This is a genomic window from Pseudomonas sp. IT-P253 (assembly GCF_949768125.1).
GTDB lineage: Bacteria > Pseudomonadota > Gammaproteobacteria > Pseudomonadales > Pseudomonadaceae > Aquipseudomonas.
Genome location: NZ_CATKPT010000033.1, coordinates 338,928 through 355,044 on the forward strand (window position 1 = coordinate 338,928; position 16,117 = coordinate 355,044).

Genomic DNA, 16,117 nt, shown 5'->3' on the forward strand with positions numbered 1-16,117 from the left:
CTGCTTACGGCGTAAGACCAATAGTAGATAAGCGCAGTTATTCTTAAAAAGACTATTTAAGAATTTTTATATAACCATAATGCATTAATTGATGAGTCAAGAGTTTGCGAGGACTTTGCTGCTTTCAGAAACACACAAAGCCCTGTGGGAGCGAGCTCGCTCGCGATGGTCTTCAACGATAACGCCAGAAGCCTGGCACATTGCGATGTTCTCAGGCTCATCGCGAGCAATCTCGCTCCCACAGGGTTTGTGTTCAAATAATCAACCGGTGCTTATCCGATTACTGGCGCATGCATCCAATCCAGCCGCTCAGCCGGTACCGGCCGGCCGAACCAATACCCCTGCCCCAAATCGCAACCCTGTTCGAGCAGGAAACCCGCCTGTTCAACCTGCTCGATCCCCTCGGCGTGCACCTGCATGCCCATGCTCTGGGCCAACGCAATAATCACCCGCGCGATCGCCGCGTCATCGTCATCCCCCGGCAACCCGGCCACAAAGCCCTGATCGATCTTGAGCTTCTGCACAGGCAAACGCTTGAGCCGCAGCAATGAGGAATAACCCGTGCCGAAGTCATCGATGGCCAGCCGCACGCCCAATTCACGCAGTCGATGCATCTGTTCCAGCGCCACTTCCGGGTCGTCCATCACCGCACTTTCGGTGACTTCCAGTTCCAGATACGCCGGATCCAGCCCGGTTTCACGCAGCACCTGCGCCACTCGCTGATACAGCTCACGGCGGGCGAACAAACGCGACGACACATTGACCGCGACAAACGACAACACCACCCCGGCCTGCTGCCACTGGCACATCTGCTGACACGCCTGCTGCATGACCCAGGCATCGATTTCGGCAATCAGCCCGGTACGCTCGGCGATGGGGATAAACTCTGCCGGCGACACCAGGCCACGCTGTGGATGCTCCCAGCGCACCAGCGCCTCGACGCCAATCAGGCGACTTGTCTTGAGGTCGTGGACCGGTTGGTAATAAACCCGCAACTCTTGCTGGTCCAGCGCGCGGCGCAACTCGAATGCCGTCTCAACCCGTTGTTGGGCATGGGCCGTCAGTTCTTCGGTGTACAGGGCGTATCCATTGCGGCCCGCGCTCTTGGCCTTGAACAGCGCAGCATCGGCGTTACGCAAGAGTTGTTCAGCGCTCAAGGCATCGCCAGGGAACAGGCTGATACCGATGCTGGTATTGATGAACAGCTGATGCCCGTCGATAGAGAACGCCTCTTTGAGGCCATCGATGATCCGCTGCGCCAGCGCTGCGGCATGCACCAGTTGCGGACAGCTTTCAGCCAGCACGGCGAACTCATCACCGCCCAGCCGCGCCAGGGTGATGCCCGGCCCGAACAACGCTTTCAAGCGCTCCGAGACGGCTTTCAGCAGTTGATCGCCAATGGTGTGCCCAAGGCTGTCGTTGATCATCTTGAAGTGATCCAGATCGATCATCAGCAGCGCGCAGCCGCGCTTGTGGACCTGAGCGGACGCCAGGGCTTGCTCGGCGCGATCGGTGAACAACAAGCGGTTGGGCAGATCCGTCAGCGGATCGTGGTGAGCCAGGTGCGTCAGTTTGTGTTCGGAGTTCTTGATCGCGCTGATGTCGGAAAACACGGCCACGTAATGACTACGTCGCCCATCGTCATCAAGAATGATGCGGATGGTTTGCCATTGCGGGTAGATTTCGCCGCTTTTGCGACGGTTCCAGATTTCCCCGCTCCACTCGCCGGTGCTGTCGAGTGTCGCGAACATCGTCTGGTAGAAACTCACCGGGTGACGACCGGACTTAAACAGGCTGGGCCGCTGACCCAGTACTTCCTCACTTTGATAACCGGTGATCTCCATGAAGGCGCGATTCACATGAACGATCAGGCCATTGCTGCCGGTCACCAGCACCCCTTCACGGGTGCAATCGAACACCGCGGCCGCCTGTCGCAAGCGCTCCCGGTCTTCATGGCGCTCATGCAATCGGGCACAGCCCCCCAGGCAACGGAACAATCGCGCCCGGGCGAGGAAGATCAACCCGGCGCTCAGCATCACCCAGACGTAACCGTTGATCAGTTGCCATCGCAGTCGTTCATCGAAGCCATCGAAGCCATCGAAGAAACTGTTCAATAAATAGCCACTGAACGCCAGCCAGGCGACGGAAAGAAGCAGGTAAAGCAGCGCTGCACGCATGGCATCGCGATAGGTAGCAGACATTCGGTCGTCCATGTCCCTGCAAAAAAGACGGGATTATAGTTTAAAGAAACATCCAGCCACTCTTATCTGAAAGGGCGACTGGTTTTATCTGTGCGCTTAGTGATAATGCAACGGCTGTTTTTTCTTTATCGAGGGCCCTATAGCCTATGTGGTACGAAGGTTTTCTTGGCTTGTCGCCCTGGTCACTGGTGGCAGTCACCCTGCTGATGACCCACGTGACGATTGTCGGCGTCACGGTCTATCTGCATCGTTATTCAGCCCATCGCTCTCTGGAGCTGAATGCCGGCCTGAAACATTTCTTCAGATTCTGGCTGTGGCTGACCACGGCGCAGAACACCCGCGAGTGGACCGCTATCCATCGCAAGCATCACGCCAAGTGCGAAACCGTCGATGACCCGCACAGCCCGGTCATCAAGGGCTTGTCCACCGTGTTGCGCAAAGGCGCCGAGCTGTACCGCGCCGAAGCGGAGAACCCGGAGACCCTGCGTATCTACGGCAAGAACTGCCCCGAAGACTGGATCGAACGCAACCTCTACAGCCGTTTCCCGCTGCTGGGCGTGGCGATCATGGGCGTCATCGACCTGCTGCTGTTCGGCACGATCGGCATCACCATCTGGGCGATCCAGATGATGTGGATCCCGGTGTGGGCCGCCGGCGTGGTCAATGGCCTGGGCCATGCCATCGGCTACCGCAATTTCGAATGCCGCGATGCGGCGACCAATCTGGTGCCCTGGGGCATCCTGATCGGCGGCGAAGAGCTGCATAACAACCATCACACCTACCCAAATTCGGCAAAACTGTCGGTGAAGAAGTGGGAGTTCGACCTCGGCTGGGCCTGGATCCAGGTCTTCAGTTTCTTCCGTCTGGCCAAGGTTCAGCGGGTCGCCCCCATTGCCCACCGGGTTGAAGGTAAAGGCAATCTGGACATGGATACCGCCATGGCCATCCTCAACAACCGCTTCCAGATCATGGCCCAGTACCGCAAACTGGTCATCGCGCCGCTGGTCAAGCAAGAGCTGGAAAAGGTCGATCACTCGGTCCGTCACCAGTTCCACCGGGCCAAACGCCTGCTGTCGCGAGAAACCAGCCTGCTGGATGACAAACACCACGCGCGTATCCAAAACATGCTCGAGCACAGCCAGGCACTGAAGGTAATTTACGAGAAACGCCTGGCCTTGCAGCAGATCTGGGTCAAAACCAGCTCAAATGGTCACGACATGTTGGCCGCCATCAAGGATTGGGTACACGAAGCCGAGGCCAGCGGGATTCAATCCTTGCGTGATTTCGCCGATCAGTTGAAAACCTACTCCCTGCGCCCTGCGGCTGTCTGACCTTGTTGCCACGACTGCGCAGCAGTCGTAATTCTGACGACGCGTTTTAACTGACAAAACGCGTCGTCCATACCGCCCGGCGGGAGCACGCTCCCTCACCACGAAAAGCGGGAACTTAGCGCCAAATCCCCTATCTCAAAAACACTTCGCCACTCCGGCGGGCTTTGCTGTGGCCGCTGTCGAACACGCGGCACGCCCTTTGAGATTTGTGCCGATGGTCAATAAAAACCTTCAAGACTCGTCCCTCCCGCAGTGGCCCGAGGCCGCGCAAACCCTGATGGCGCTAATGCATGCCCAAGGCGAGGTGGCGCGCCTGAGCGAACGGGAACAGCTGTTCAGCTCCCTGCTGGTGAGCGTCAACGCGGTGCTTTGGGCCTTCAACTGGGAAACCCGTCAGATGCTGTATGTCAGCCCCGCCTATGAACGGATTTTCGGCCGCTCCGCCGGCCTGTTACTGTCCGACTACAATCAGTGGCGCGACAGCATTTACCCCGACGATCTGGAGTACGCCGAGCGCAGCCTGAGCGAAGTACTGGTCAAAGGCGCCGTTGAAGACCGCGAATACCGCATCATCGCCGCCGATGGCCAGATACGCTGGCTCAGCGACAAATGCTTCATCAATCGTCAGGCCGAGCCGGGCCAGCCAGTGATTATCGTCGGCATTGCCGAGGACATCACCGACAAGAAGCAAATGGAAACCGAGCTACACCGCCTGGCCACCACTGACGCACTGACCGAGAGCAGTAACCGCCGACACTTTTTCGAATGCGCCCATCGCGAGTTCGAACAGGCACGACAGAACGGCGCGCCGCTGGCGTTCCTGCTGCTGGACATCGATGACTTCAAAGTGATCAACGATTCCTACGGCCATCAGGAAGGCGACGCCGTGTTACAACGAATCGCCGAGAGCGGTCGTGCAGCCTTACGTCGGGGTGATGTGTTCGGGCGGGTTGGCGGTGAGGAGTTCGCCGCCGTGTTCCCAGGATGCGCCCCGGAGATGGCCATGCAAGTGGCCGAGCGCCTGCAACGGGAGATTCAGCGATTGAGCTTCAGCCATGACGACCAGACCTTCGGCATCACCGTCAGCCAGGGCCTGACCAGTCTCACGGCCGAAGACGAAAGCGTCGACAACCTCTTCGCCCGTGCGGATGCCGCGATGTATGAAGCCAAGCGCCAGGGCAAGAACCGCATTATCTCCGCTTAATGCACTCAACGCAGAACCTTTGTAGGAGCGAGCTCGCTCCTACAACGGGTTCTGCGTCAGGTTTATTTTTTGCGCAGACGCATCAACTCCGGCAAACCAATCTTGAGCAGCCGGGCCGTCCGGCTCTTCGCCAACACCTCAACGCCCTCATGTTCGGTCAGCAGCGCCAATTGCGCGGCCATGTTCATCACTAGCGCTTCGCGGGAGTAAACCCCGCCACCGAACTGGTAGGCAGCGGCAATCAGCTCTCGCAGCTCCAACGGCAAGCGCCAGCGGGTCCGCAGCGCTGACCCATAGGCCGCGCTGAATTCGGCCAGCGCTTCGCCCACCTCCTCCCACTCATCCAGCTCACCACCGGCTTGCTTCCACTCCTGCAAACAACGCAGCAACGTCAGATCGCCGAGGCGATGCAGCAGGCCCGCGCAATAGCAGCGCTCCTGATCCAGATCCAGCAAGCGTGCCAGCGTCCGCGCATATTCGGCGGTGTGCAGCGACAGGTTCCAGTAACGCTCGGCATAGTCCGCCAGAAACGGATCGCTGAGCCGGGCGCTGCGCTTGAGGGACAGCCCCAGAATCAGGTTCATACTTTGGCCGGTGCCGAGGCGGTGCAGCGCCTGGGACAGGGTTTGCACGGCAGCGCCATGATGCTGGGCCGCACTGTTGGCAGCGGCGATCAGCACGGCGGTGACCTGCGGATCGATGCGGATTTCGTCTTCCAGCACCTTCAAATCGAGGCCGTTGGGGTTGAGACTGCGTTTGACCGCCAGTTGCACGTCCGTCATCAGCGACGCACCGTCCGCCAGTTCACGACGGTGCTCCAGGTACACCGACAACGTCATGCCAGGCGCCAGCGACGGCGCCTCGCAAGACACCGCTTCACCGGCGTCCAACAGCAACTCCTGCAGGCGATGAGTCAGGCTTTCCATGTTCAGGGGTTTGGTCAGGTACGCGCTGGGCGCCAGTGGCAAGGCTTCGCGCACGCTGACGCTGTCGTTGCGGCTGCTCATCAGAATGAATGGCAGCGGCGGATTGCTTTTGCGCTGACGGACACTGCGCAACACATTCAACCCATCGACGCCGGGTAACTCCCAGTCGGCAATCACCAAATCGTAGGGGTTCGCTGCCAGTAGCTCCAACGCCTGCTGGCCATCGGCACACAAATCCAGCCGTGCGTCGCAACGCACACTCAACAGCACCTGCTTGAGCAAATCGCGGGACCAAGGGTCAGCCTCGGCAATCAGCACACGCGGAACAGCAGGTAACACGACAGCAATCATTTACAACTCCTTCGCCAATACCTGCACCTTATCCAATGCTGCCCCTCCGATACAGCCGGATGTGTTTCCACCGGAACAAAAAAACCCGCCGAAGCGGGTTTTTTGTCGATCAGCTCACAAATGAATCAGAGCTCGGAGAAGCACTCTTCGATGATCGCCAGACCTTTGTCCAGTTGCTCATCCGGCGAAGTCAGCGGTACCAAGACGCGCAGAACGTTGCCGTAGGTGCCGCACGACAGCAGGATCAGGCCCTTGTCGCGAGCCTTGGCCACCACCGACGCTACAGCAGCAGCGTTAGGCTTGTGGCTGTCGCCGTCTTCGAACAGCTCGACCGCGATCATCGCGCCCAGGGCACGGACTTCACCGATCACCGGGTATTTGGCCTGGATGGCTTTGAGGCCTGTGACCAGACGCTCGCCGACAGCCTTGCAGCGATCCAGCAGGTGTTCTTCTTCGAACACGTCCATCACGGCCAGGGCCGCGGCGCAAGCGATCGGGCTACCGGCGTAGGTGCCGCCCAAGCCGCCTGGAGCAATGGCGTCCATGTATTCAGCCTTGCCGCACACACCGGCCAGCGGGAAGCCGCCAGCGATGGATTTGGCAAAGGTGGTCAGGTCGGCAGAAACGCCCATCTGTTCCATGGCGAAGAACGTGCCGGTACGGCCAGCGCCCGTCTGTACTTCGTCAGCGATCAACAGGATGCCGTGCTTGTCGCACAAGTCGCGCAGGCGCTTCATGAACGCTTTAGGCGCGACGTAGAAACCACCTTCGCCCTGAACTGGCTCGATGATGATGGCAGCAATGTCACGCGGCTCAGCGTCGTTCTTGAAGATGCGCTCGATGCTGGCGATCGAATCGTCGATGCTCACACCGTGCAGTTCGTTCGGGTACAGCGCGCGGAAGATGCCGCCTGGCATCAGGCCCATGCCGGCCGAGTAAGGCACGACTTTACCGGTCAGGCCCAGGGTCATCATGGTGCGACCGTGGTAGGCGCCGGTGAACGCGATCACGCCGGCACGGCCAGTGGCGGCACGAGCGATTTTCACCGCGTTCTCTACTGCTTCGGAACCGGTGGTGACCAGCAGGGTTTTCTTGGCGAAATCACCGGGCACCTTGGCGTTGATTTTTTCGCACAGTTCTACGTACGGTTCGTAAGCCAACACCTGGAAGCAAGTGTGGGTCAGCTTGTTCAGCTGCTCGGTCACCGCGGCGATGATTTTCGGGTGCACGTGACCGGTGTTCAGCACGGCGATACCGCCGGCGAAGTCGATGAACTCGCGACCTTCAACGTCGGTCACGGTGGCGTTCTTCGCGGACTCGGCGAAGATCGGGTGAATCTGGCCAACACCGCGTGGTACAGCGGCTTCGCGGCGTTTCATCAGGGATGCGTTAGTCTTGCTCATAAAGTCCTCATTCACCGCTCATCGGGCGGCGTGGTTCAAGGAAAATGCGGCGGGGAGGCAACGATGGCAGCATGCGATGATCGACTGCCACAGCGTTCCCGGCCACAGAGAAAATTCCGTTTGAAGCACGCAAAGGGACAGCGCTCTCGTGCCCTTTGCGTTTGAAGCCATGCCTGGCCGGACTTAGATGCCCAGGCAGAGGTATTTGATTTCCAGGTAATCTTCGATGCCGTACTTGGAGCCTTCACGGCCCAGGCCCGATGCCTTGATGCCGCCGAATGGCGCGACTTCGTTGGAGATCAGCCCGGTGTTGACGCCGACCATGCCGTATTCCAGGGCTTCAGCCACACGGAACACACGACCCAGGTCGCGGGCATAGAAGTACGAGGCCAGACCGAACTCGGTGTCGTTGGACATCGCGATCACTTCGGCTTCGTCTTTGAAGCGGAACAGTGGAGCCAATGGACCGAAGGTTTCTTCCTTGGCCACGGCAGCGTTCTTCGGCACGTTGGTCAGGATGGTCGGCTCAAAGAAGTTACCTTCCATGCTCTTGCCACCGGACAACACGGTTGCGCCTTTGCTGACGGCGTCAGCGATGTGCTCTTGAACCTTGGCCACGGCTTTTTCATCGATCAGCGGGCCAGTGGTGGTGCCTTCTTCCAGACCGTTGCCGATCTTGAGCTTGGACACTGCCACTTTCAGCTTCTCGGCGAACGCATCGTAGACCGAATCCTGAATGTACAGACGGTTGGCGCAGACGCAGGTCTGGCCATTGTTGCGGTACTTGGAAATGATCGCGCCTTCAACGGCCTTATCCAGGTCCGCGTCGTCGAACACGATGAACGGTGCGTTGCCGCCCAGTTCCAGGGACACTTTCTTGATGTCCTTGGCGCATTCAGCCATCAGCTGACGACCGATTTCGGTCGAGCCGGTGAAGGACAATTTACGCACGATCGGGTTGCTGGTCAGCTCGCTGCCGATGTCGCCGGCGCTGCCGGACACAACACTGAACACACCGGCAGGAATGCCGGCACGCTGGGCCAGTTCAGCCAATGCGAAAGCGGAGAACGGGGTTTGCGAAGCAGGCTTGAGCACCATGGTGCAACCGGCAGCCAGCGCTGGGCCGGCTTTACGGGTGATCATGGCAGCCGGGAAGTTCCACGGGGTGATTGCAGCGGTCACGCCGATTGGCTGCTTGATCACGATCAGGCGCTTGTCTGGCTGGTGGCCCGGAATCACGTCACCGTAGATGCGCTTGGCTTCTTCGGCGAACCATTCGATAAAGGAAGCGGCGTAAACGATTTCGCCCTTGGCTTCAGCCAATGGCTTGCCCTGTTCCATGGTCATCAAGCGAGCCAGGTCATCCTGATTCTCGATGATCAGTTCAAACCAGCGACGCAGCTTGTTCGCGCGGTCTTTGGCGGTCAGTGCACGCCAGGCCGGCAGCGCTTTGTCAGCAGCTTCGATCGCACGGCGGGTTTCGGCAGCGCCCATTTTCGGCACGGTGCCCAGAATTTCGCCCGTTGCCGGGTTGTTGACCTTGATCGTCTGACCATTGTCCGCATCGACCCAAGCGCCATCGATAAAGGCTTGCTGGCGGAACAACTGGGTGTCTTTAAGCTGCATGTCGGCTTTCCTTAACAGCACCGCGCACGCGCGGAGCAAATTATGATTGTAGAAAGGCGCCTGAAAAGGCTGCCGTCAGGGAAATCATTCACCGGGCTGAAGCACATAAATAGCGCACTGATTGAACTCGTGCGGTTCAGCACCCAGACAAGAGCGTTTGAAATCTCAAACGAATCCTAGGATCAAAGGGGGTAAAGGACAATAGGCTGTTCGAAAAAAAGAACGAAAACGCCGCATTTGCCTCATTTTTCTGATCAACGTAGCAAACGCAGGTTACGCTTTGGAAGAACATCTGCGATTCAGCAGCATGGACGCCCGCAGTGCATATGAGTATTATGGCGCCCGCATTGCACCAGTAGCTCAGCTGGATAGAGTACTGCCCTCCGAAGGCAGGGGTCGTGGGTTCGAATCCCGCCTGGTGCACCATACGCAGAAATGAAAAAGCCTCAGGCCTTATGGGTCTGGGGCTTTTTTGTGGTCATTGTCTCAGGGCGCACAGCTCGATATTCAGTAGTTCGGTCAAACCGAACTACTGAATCTGCAAAATCATCAGGCCCAATCGACCAGCTCGGACAAATGCCGCAAAACTCTTTTTTGCCCGGCGCGCTTCACGCTCTCCAGAATGCCTCCCCGAGGACGTAACCAAAGGGAACGCCATGCGTTTGATAAGGAATGCCGACAAGGGCCTCGAACAAACCTAAAGCCCCAGCACTGCCGCCCAATTGGTGAACGACACACGATACGCACGGTGCAGGACAACTGGAACGCCGATAAAACCGCCATGGAAGCCAAGCTCAATGGCATCACTATTCTGTGGACGCCCCAGCGCGGGCCACTGGGAGAAATGCCGCCGCTGATCTATCCCGACAGCCGCGGGGAACAGCTCGGCACCATCCTGGTACACCCGATTCCGGACAACACAGACAGTCAGATCGAAGGCCTCCCCGGTGAAGACATCACCACCGACGACTGTATTCTGGTGTTTCCGGTAGATACGGGCTTGAAGTCGCTGTATGTGGTGTTTGCTCGGCCTATTGGTGGTGACCATACCTATCACCCCGCCCCCAAAACGCTGACGGCCTTTCCGGATGCGGCCAAAGTCGACTTTAAAACAAGGGTTCAAGGTGGCGGCGGGGCTCGTAGACGCTGGAAAGATGACAAGGGCCGTATTTACGAGTGAGACAGCCAGCACGGAGCGGTCGAGATGTACGATAAACAAGGCAAGCATTTAGGTGAGTTTGACCCTGTCACCGGCGAACAAAACAAGCCAGCCAAACCTGGTCGAAAAGTAGAGAAATAGGAGTTTTTATGTATCTGTGTATCAGCGGATTCCTGCCTGACAGTGCCGAAGATGATTCGCTTAAATTTGAACTTGATCTGGACGCCTCCTTTAACGACCGAATCGTACAACTCCTCGGTCATAGAAGCCTTAATTCGATGGCAGAAGGGGAATGGCTGCTCGCGAGGGAGCAAGTGACACAAGTGTCAGAGCTGATTGGACAATCACTCCCGGCCAATTTAAAGCTGTTTATTGGAGTTGAGGCCTAAGCCGCGACAGTAGAGGCCGCTCAATGCGCGGCCAGTAAAAATGGCGGTTTTTTCACTCTGTCGTCCAATCAAACTCGTCGTAGTCATCGTCTTCGTCGTCCTCAAACACTTCATCATCCGGGACGTCTTCCTCCAGCGCTTCTTCTGCCTGCTTCGCCAGAAGAAACTCCTTACGACTTTCCGTCACAGCTCGCCGTAATTCCTCACCCTTGACCGGGCAGTTGAGCATTTGGGCGATGCGGTCGATTTTTTTCGCCATGGCTCCTCCAACGCATCGGCTATAGGCCGATAGTGCGCGCTTTCAGGAGGTGATGCCAAATTGCCGAGCGCTTTTCTTCTCGGTTTTTCTTCAATTTCTTGAGCAAGACATGCCAAGGGAGGGACATAGGGGCTGACCTCAGGAGGAGGTTGATTCATTCATCCTCTGAGACGGACAGCCCCGTCGATTCGGGTCAAGACCGCTGAAAAAACCTCAGCGGTGATAACGCCGCACCACGCTGCTGTTTTTCAGCACATGGCCTTGGATTTTTTCCAGTAGCTGCGCGCGGGTCAGACCGGCCGGCAACGCGTCTGGAACCAGATCCAGGGCGTAGATCTGGATGATGTAGTGATGCGCACTGTCGCCGGCCGGCGGGCAAGGGCCGACATAGGTCGTGGTGCCTTTAATGTTCGTACCACCCACGCCTTCGAGGCCCGGTTTGGCGCCGGCGCCGGCCTGGATTTGGTGGGTCGTGGCTTTGATGCCGTAATGCACCCAGTGATCGACGCCCTGACCTTTCTGGCCGTCAGGATCGTGCATCACGATGGCGTAGCTGAGTGTACCCGCCGGACCGGCGTTCCAGTTCAGCGCCGGTGATGAATTGTGTCCGCCGCAGCCCGGTGCATCACTGGCGGCAGCTGATGTGAACAATCGGTCATCCGTAACACCTGGGATGTTCAGGGTGAAACGCTCCTGGGCCAGCGCGGGCAATTGCACGCAAAGGGCGACTGCAACCGCTGCCAGCCAAGGTTTCAACGAGGTCAATCGGGTCATTCCGGAACACCTTTTGCGGGTGGGGCCGTGGTCGGCGTGCAAACTATAACTGGACCGCTCGCGCCTTGGCAGCGGGATTTGGCTGAACCTCGGGATAAGGGCCAAACTCTTAAGTGAAACGCCTGCCTGGAGAGTGATCATGACACTGCACCGCGTCGCCCGTTTCTCCGACGTGCCCGAAGACCGAGGCCTGGAAGTCCGGATTGCGGACACCAAAATCCTTTTGCTGCGGGTCGGCGATCAATTGCGCGCCTATCAGGGCGAATGCCCCCACGCCGGGGCGCCACTGGCCGAAGGTGCGCTGTGCCATGGACGCTTGATTTGCCCATGGCACAAAGCGGCGTACAGGATCGAGGACGGTGCGCTGTGCGAGCCGCCAGCGCTGGACAGTCTTCAGCGCTATCGTCTGGAGATCCGCGAGGACGAGGTATGGGTCGAGGATCAGCCCATGCACGACGCCCATGCCCCGCCGGCAGACGATGATCGGATCTTTCTGATCGTCGGTGCCGGCGCCGCAGGCACAGCGGGTGCGGCGGCGCTGCGGGAAAAAGGCTTCGGTGGCCGGATCGTCCTGATTGACCGCGAACCCGGCGCCGGGTACGACCGCACGGTCTTGAGCAAATTCGTGATCGCCGGGGAGATGCCGCCGGACGAAATCCCGCCACTGCGCGATGAAGGCTTTTACCGCGAGCAGCGGATCGAACGAATAAACGCTGAAGTGACGAGCCTGGATACCGCCAACCAGACCGTGCAGTTGGCCGATGGCCAATCGCTGAGCTACGACGCCGCCTTGCTCGCCACCGGCGGCACGCCCAACCCTCTCACATTGCCCGGTGCCGATTTGCCTCAGGTCTTCCTGCTGCGCTCAAAGGCGCAGGCGCAGCAAATTCTGAGCGCAGCGAAGCCCGGCCAACGGGCCGTGATTATCGGCGACAGTTTTATTGCCCTGGAGTCCGCCTCTTCCCTGCGCCAATACGGTTTGGACGTCACCGTCCTGGCTCGTCACGCGGTGCCGTTTGCCGTGCAATTCGGCGAAGCCGTCGGCAAGGCGATTCGAGCCCTGCATGAGGCCAACGGTGTGGTGTTTCATACCGATAGCGAAGCTGTGCAGATCGAAGGCACCACCAACGTCGAAGCGGTGCGGCTGAATAATGGCCAACGTTTAGCGGCAGATTTGGTGTTGGTCGGTATTGGCGTCAGCCCGGCCACCGACGCGTTTGCCGAACTGCCCATGGAAAAAGATCAATCACTGACCGTCGACGGCGCAATGCGTGTGACCGATGGGCTCTGGGCGGCCGGCGATATCGCCACCTTCCCCCTCAACGGCCAGCCCCAACGCATCGAACATTGGCGCCTGGCACAGCAACAGGCGCGGATCGCGGCGGCGAATATGCTCGGCGGCGACGAGCACTACCTCGACGTGCCGTATTTCTGGACCTGGCATTTCGGCAAAAACTACGACTACCTGGGCCACGCCGAAGCCTGGGACGAGGTCGAGTTCAAGGGCGACCCTGACCATCCACCCTTTATCGGACTGTTCGGCAAAAACGGTGTGGTGGTGGCGGCGGTGGCCTGTGATGAAGAGCGGACGATGGCCCTGCTCGCCGAGCGGATGAAACAGCCGCTGTCGGTGGATGAGGCGTGGCGGCTGATACGCGGGTGAACCCACGCTTCGGCACCCGCGTATCCCATGAGCTGACGAAGGCTGCGATCTCATAGCGTGAACGGGATTTTGTGGGTGGCAAAAGTAATGCTGACCAATCCAGCCCAAACGCGAGCCGTGTAGCAGCTGGCGAAGCCTGCTGCTACGGGGTATGAGTCGCTGCTGAAATGCTTAGCTGACCGACATTATGGCGGCGGGAATAAACGCCAAAACAGCGCGGCCACGGTGGACGAGGCATAGCGGCTGATTCGGGATTTCGGTTGATGCCAGACCGCAAAACGCCCGGCGCCTGTATTACACAGAGGCCGGGCGTCGGTCCGTAGACCGCCGTTTTACTGGACCGTGACACTGCCGCCGAATTTGCTCATCAGGAAGGAGACAAACTCTTCGAAGGTCATCTTCTGGCCGTTGAATTCCACCTGATTGTTGGCGTAGTGCAACTTGGTGACGACGTTGTTGCCGTCCAGTTTTGCCAACTGCGAACCGACCGCCATGCTGCTGAACATATCGGCGGTGGCGGTGGCCTGATCGGCGATGACTTTGGTGTCGGTCTGACCGGCGATTTGCGACTGCACGCTCAGCAGGTCAACGAGCATGGGCTTGGACACTTGCACATTGATGTCCAGCAGCGCGATCAGCTGTTGGGTCAGCAGGTCTGGCGGCAGGTCCATGGATTGTGGTTTGGTCAGGTCGAGCACCAGGTTGGCGCGACTTTCACCGCTGGCAGTGGTGAACGACAGATTTTCCAGAGCCACTTGTGGACCGGCCCCCAGCAGTTTCTCCAGTCCGGTTTTCACCTGCGCCTCTTCGGCCGGGGTCAAGACCAGCTCTGGCGCCGGCTGACCCGCGGCGGCAGCCTCGGCAGCGGCCCTCTCATAGGGTTGCAGTTTGGTCTGGTAAATCTGCATCAACGACAGGGTGGCCGGGATGTCGAGATTCTTCAGGCTCATGGCCAACTGCCCAGAGCCGACTGTCTTGCCGTTCAAGGAGACTTCGCCCACTTTGTAATCGGCACGCCCCGAAGCGCTGGTGCCCGACTCCTCGGTCTGGTTCTTCATCTCGAATTTCTTGATGCCCATAACCGACTGCTTCACCCCGAAGGTGGTTTTGCTGTCGGTCAACTCGAGGGTATTTTCGCCGGTGTAGTAGCCGTAGGTACTTTTTACCAGGTTGCTGGCCATGGTCAGGCCACTCAATTCGACTTTAACCGGTGTCTGGTCTTCAGCCACGGTGCTCAGTGTCAGGCTGTCCATGTAGCCATTGGCCTTGACCTTCTGTGCTTGAGGGCTGGCAGCGATGTCGAGGCTAAGACCGGAGAACTTCAGGTTGGACTTGTCATCGAGCGCGATGTCCAGCGGCAGCAATTCGAGGGTGCCGTTGGTGGAATTATCGTAGCCGATGTTGACCACGCCCGTGAGCGGTGATTTGTCCTTGGCGGCAGCGAACCATTTCTCGGTGTTCGGCGTTTTTTCCAGCTCGTAATGACTGGTGGCCATGACCGGCAGCAGTTTTAGCGACTTCAGGCGCGAGAACGGCAACGGACCGTGTTCAACGTGATCGACAAACAGCAGCTCGACCGGTGCCTCGCCGAACATTTCACCTTCGCCCTTGAGGCGGTAGTGCGCGGTGCTGCTGAAAACATGGCGCTCCAGCGACACCAGCTCCAGCGACGCCGTACCATTGGACCCGACCAGCGCGGCCTGCAGCTCTTTGTTGGCATCAGCGATCGAAGTGTTCAGCACGCCTTCGAGTTTGGTCCCGGTGTACCAGGCACCGCCGGCGCTGATCGCACCGATGGCGACAACAATTCCTAGAAGTACGCCTGCTGATTTATTCATGAATGACCCGTTCAATGTCCGTTGTTGAAGGTGTGGTCGTCTTCCCTGAACCCGTGACGGGTTACGGCTCGACTCCGCTGAAAGTGCAGTGGAGATTAGCACCCAGCGCGCAGGGCGGCCCAATGATTAAAGGTTAAAGAGTGTCTATGGACTTTGCGCGGGGGAGCGTTTGAGCGGTCATGTCATCGCCTTCGCGAGCAGGCTCGCTCCCACAGGTATTACGCGGTCACTGTGGGAGCGAGCCTGCTCGCGAAGGCGTCAGACCTGACAACACGAGCTCAGGAATACTGGACTTCGATTTCATCGAGTTGATGATCAAAGCTTTTCAACCGCGCAGTCCACGTATACACCAGCACTTCGAAATCCCGATTGATCACCGCCCCGCCCGTCACTTCCGCGCGCGGATCGCAGACGTCCAGTTGATAGCGCTCGCGGGCCATGGCCGTGGCGACATCGGACAGTTCGCGGGCGTTGTTGAGCCAGTGCCGTCCTTCCCCAGGCACTTGCTTGTCCAGCGCCAGGCACTGCTTCTTCAAGGTTTCGAGGCTTTTTTCCAGCGGTGTGCCGGTGAGTTCGCCCATCACTTCCTGGAAGGTGCGCCCCGGTTGCCAATAGCTGCCCCAGAAATATCGATCGAACACCGTTTCGACACGGCGCAGCGCGACCTTGGTGTCCCAGATCAGCACCAGGGTCTTGCCTTGTTCGAGCTGTCTTTTTTTGATGCGCTGGCCCTGGAATGAAGACCAGGCGACCACCACGATGGCCATGACGGCAATCAGTGCAGTGGCACTGTCGAGGAACACCAGAGCCTTGTCGATCTGGTGGGCCAGCATGATGCCGTAGAAATAGGTGGCCGACAGCAACACCAACGCTGCAATAGCGCACCAGAAGCCGGGAGCATAAGGGTTTTTCATTCTTGGAATCCCCATGACCAACGCGAGCCTTGATTGATGAGATCGACGCGCGACCTCATCAAGTCAAAGCATAGCAACG

The 16,117-nt window shown here is 58.6% G+C and carries 12 protein-coding genes, 1 tRNA gene and 1 pseudogene; 6 read left to right on the top strand and 8 right to left on the bottom strand.

Translation table 11 applies throughout. The features are described 5' to 3' along the window. Positions 1–272 precede the first annotated feature (272 nt). Positions 273–2,201 (bottom strand): phosphodiesterase DibA, encoded by a 1,929-nt coding sequence (dibA, locus tag ACM6IR_RS18870; RefSeq protein WP_414909088.1) that lies wholly within the window; start codon positions 2,199–2,201, stop codon positions 273–275. Positions 2,202–2,347: 146 nt separating this feature from the next. Between dibA and desA the strand changes: the two genes are divergently transcribed. Beyond that, positions 2,348–3,532, top strand: coding sequence for a delta-9 fatty acid desaturase DesA (gene desA / locus ACM6IR_RS18875; RefSeq protein ID WP_414909089.1), 1,185 nt, complete (start codon positions 2,348–2,350; stop codon positions 3,530–3,532). A 214-nt stretch (positions 3,533–3,746) separates the two neighbouring features. Continuing rightward, positions 3,747–4,736 (top strand): GGDEF domain-containing protein, encoded by a 990-nt coding sequence (locus ACM6IR_RS18880; RefSeq protein WP_414909090.1) that lies wholly within the window; start codon positions 3,747–3,749, stop codon positions 4,734–4,736. 62 nt (positions 4,737–4,798) lie between these two features. On the opposite strand, the gene ACM6IR_RS18885 is transcribed toward ACM6IR_RS18880, so the two are convergent. The 3 genes from ACM6IR_RS18885 to gabD all read right to left on the bottom strand — a co-directional run bounded on the left by ACM6IR_RS18885 (position 4,799) and on the right by gabD (position 9,042). Next, complete coding sequence (locus ACM6IR_RS18885) at positions 4,799–6,013, bottom strand: HDOD domain-containing protein (RefSeq protein WP_414909091.1); 1,215 nt, start codon at positions 6,011–6,013, stop codon at positions 4,799–4,801. A gap of 125 nt (positions 6,014–6,138) precedes the next feature. Continuing rightward, positions 6,139–7,416: a 4-aminobutyrate--2-oxoglutarate transaminase gene (gene gabT, locus ACM6IR_RS18890; protein ID WP_414909092.1), complete on the bottom strand. Its 1,278-nt coding sequence runs from the start codon at positions 7,414–7,416 to the stop codon at positions 6,139–6,141. Positions 7,417–7,599: 183 nt separating this feature from the next. Next, a complete protein-coding gene (gene gabD, locus ACM6IR_RS18895) occupies positions 7,600–9,042 on the bottom strand; it encodes an NADP-dependent succinate-semialdehyde dehydrogenase (protein ID WP_017335862.1) in 1,443 nt (480 codons plus the stop codon). Positions 9,043–9,391: 349 nt separating this feature from the next. On the opposite strand from gabD, the gene ACM6IR_RS18900 reads away from it, so the two are divergent. The 3 genes and pseudogenes from ACM6IR_RS18900 (at position 9,392) to ACM6IR_RS18910 (ending at position 10,590) form a co-directional block, all read left to right on the top strand. Beyond that, positions 9,392–9,468: transfer RNA gene (locus ACM6IR_RS18900), tRNA-Arg, on the top strand. Positions 9,469–9,664: 196 nt separating this feature from the next. Continuing rightward, positions 9,665–10,342: pseudogene (locus tag ACM6IR_RS18905) on the top strand (colicin E3/pyocin S6 family cytotoxin). Positions 10,343–10,350: 8 nt separating this feature from the next. Further along, positions 10,351–10,590 (top strand): pyocin S6 family toxin immunity protein, encoded by a 240-nt coding sequence (locus ACM6IR_RS18910; RefSeq protein WP_414909093.1) that lies wholly within the window; start codon positions 10,351–10,353, stop codon positions 10,588–10,590. Between the two features lie 52 nt (positions 10,591–10,642). Here the strand turns inward: ACM6IR_RS18910 and ACM6IR_RS18915 are convergent, their stop codons facing one another. Then, positions 10,643–10,849 (bottom strand): hypothetical protein, encoded by a 207-nt coding sequence (locus tag ACM6IR_RS18915; protein ID WP_414909094.1) that lies wholly within the window; start codon positions 10,847–10,849, stop codon positions 10,643–10,645. Positions 10,850–11,062: 213 nt separating this feature from the next. Further along, positions 11,063–11,623 (bottom strand): YbhB/YbcL family Raf kinase inhibitor-like protein, encoded by a 561-nt coding sequence (locus ACM6IR_RS18920; RefSeq protein ID WP_414909095.1) that lies wholly within the window; start codon positions 11,621–11,623, stop codon positions 11,063–11,065. Positions 11,624–11,762: 139 nt separating this feature from the next. On the opposite strand from ACM6IR_RS18920, the gene ACM6IR_RS18925 reads away from it, so the two are divergent. Then, positions 11,763–13,286 carry an FAD-dependent oxidoreductase gene (locus ACM6IR_RS18925; protein WP_414909096.1) on the top strand — a complete coding sequence of 508 codons (1,524 nt, stop codon included), beginning with the start codon at positions 11,763–11,765 and terminating at the stop codon, positions 13,284–13,286. A 332-nt stretch (positions 13,287–13,618) separates the two neighbouring features. Here ACM6IR_RS18925 and ACM6IR_RS18930 read toward each other — a convergent pair whose 3' ends face one another. Both ACM6IR_RS18930 and ACM6IR_RS18935 read right to left on the bottom strand, forming a co-directional pair. Beyond that, positions 13,619–15,124, bottom strand: a complete 1,506-nt coding sequence (locus tag ACM6IR_RS18930) for a YdgA family protein (protein WP_414909097.1) — start codon at positions 15,122–15,124, stop codon at positions 13,619–13,621. A gap of 278 nt (positions 15,125–15,402) precedes the next feature. Beyond that, positions 15,403–16,038: an NADH:ubiquinone oxidoreductase subunit N gene (locus ACM6IR_RS18935; RefSeq protein ID WP_414909098.1), complete on the bottom strand. Its 636-nt coding sequence runs from the start codon at positions 16,036–16,038 to the stop codon at positions 15,403–15,405. Between the last annotated feature and the right edge of the window lie 79 nt (positions 16,039–16,117).

Bases quoted from the DNA above. Each gene is read 5' to 3' on its own strand.
- dibA (WP_414909088.1), bottom strand. From the start codon at position 2,201: ATGTCTGCTACCTATCGCGATGCCATGCGTGCAGCGCTGCTTTACCTG.
- ACM6IR_RS18880 (WP_414909090.1), top strand. From the start codon at position 3,747: ATGGTCAATAAAAACCTTCAAGACTCGTCCCTCCCGCAGTGGCCCGAG.
- ACM6IR_RS18910 (WP_414909093.1), top strand. From the start codon at position 10,351: ATGTATCTGTGTATCAGCGGATTCCTGCCTGACAGTGCCGAAGATGAT.
- ACM6IR_RS18925 (WP_414909096.1), top strand. From the start codon at position 11,763: ATGACACTGCACCGCGTCGCCCGTTTCTCCGACGTGCCCGAAGACCGA.
- ACM6IR_RS18885 (WP_414909091.1), bottom strand. From the start codon at position 6,013: ATGATTGCTGTCGTGTTACCTGCTGTTCCGCGTGTGCTGATTGCCGAG.
- desA (WP_414909089.1), top strand. From the start codon at position 2,348: ATGTGGTACGAAGGTTTTCTTGGCTTGTCGCCCTGGTCACTGGTGGCA.
- ACM6IR_RS18935 (WP_414909098.1), bottom strand. From the start codon at position 16,038: ATGAAAAACCCTTATGCTCCCGGCTTCTGGTGCGCTATTGCAGCGTTG.
- ACM6IR_RS18915 (WP_414909094.1), bottom strand. From the start codon at position 10,849: ATGGCGAAAAAAATCGACCGCATCGCCCAAATGCTCAACTGCCCGGTC.
- ACM6IR_RS18930 (WP_414909097.1), bottom strand. From the start codon at position 15,124: ATGAATAAATCAGCAGGCGTACTTCTAGGAATTGTTGTCGCCATCGGT.
- gabT (WP_414909092.1), bottom strand. From the start codon at position 7,416: ATGAGCAAGACTAACGCATCCCTGATGAAACGCCGCGAAGCCGCTGTA.
- ACM6IR_RS18920 (WP_414909095.1), bottom strand. From the start codon at position 11,623: ATGACCCGATTGACCTCGTTGAAACCTTGGCTGGCAGCGGTTGCAGTC.
- gabD (WP_017335862.1), bottom strand. From the start codon at position 9,042: ATGCAGCTTAAAGACACCCAGTTGTTCCGCCAGCAAGCCTTTATCGAT.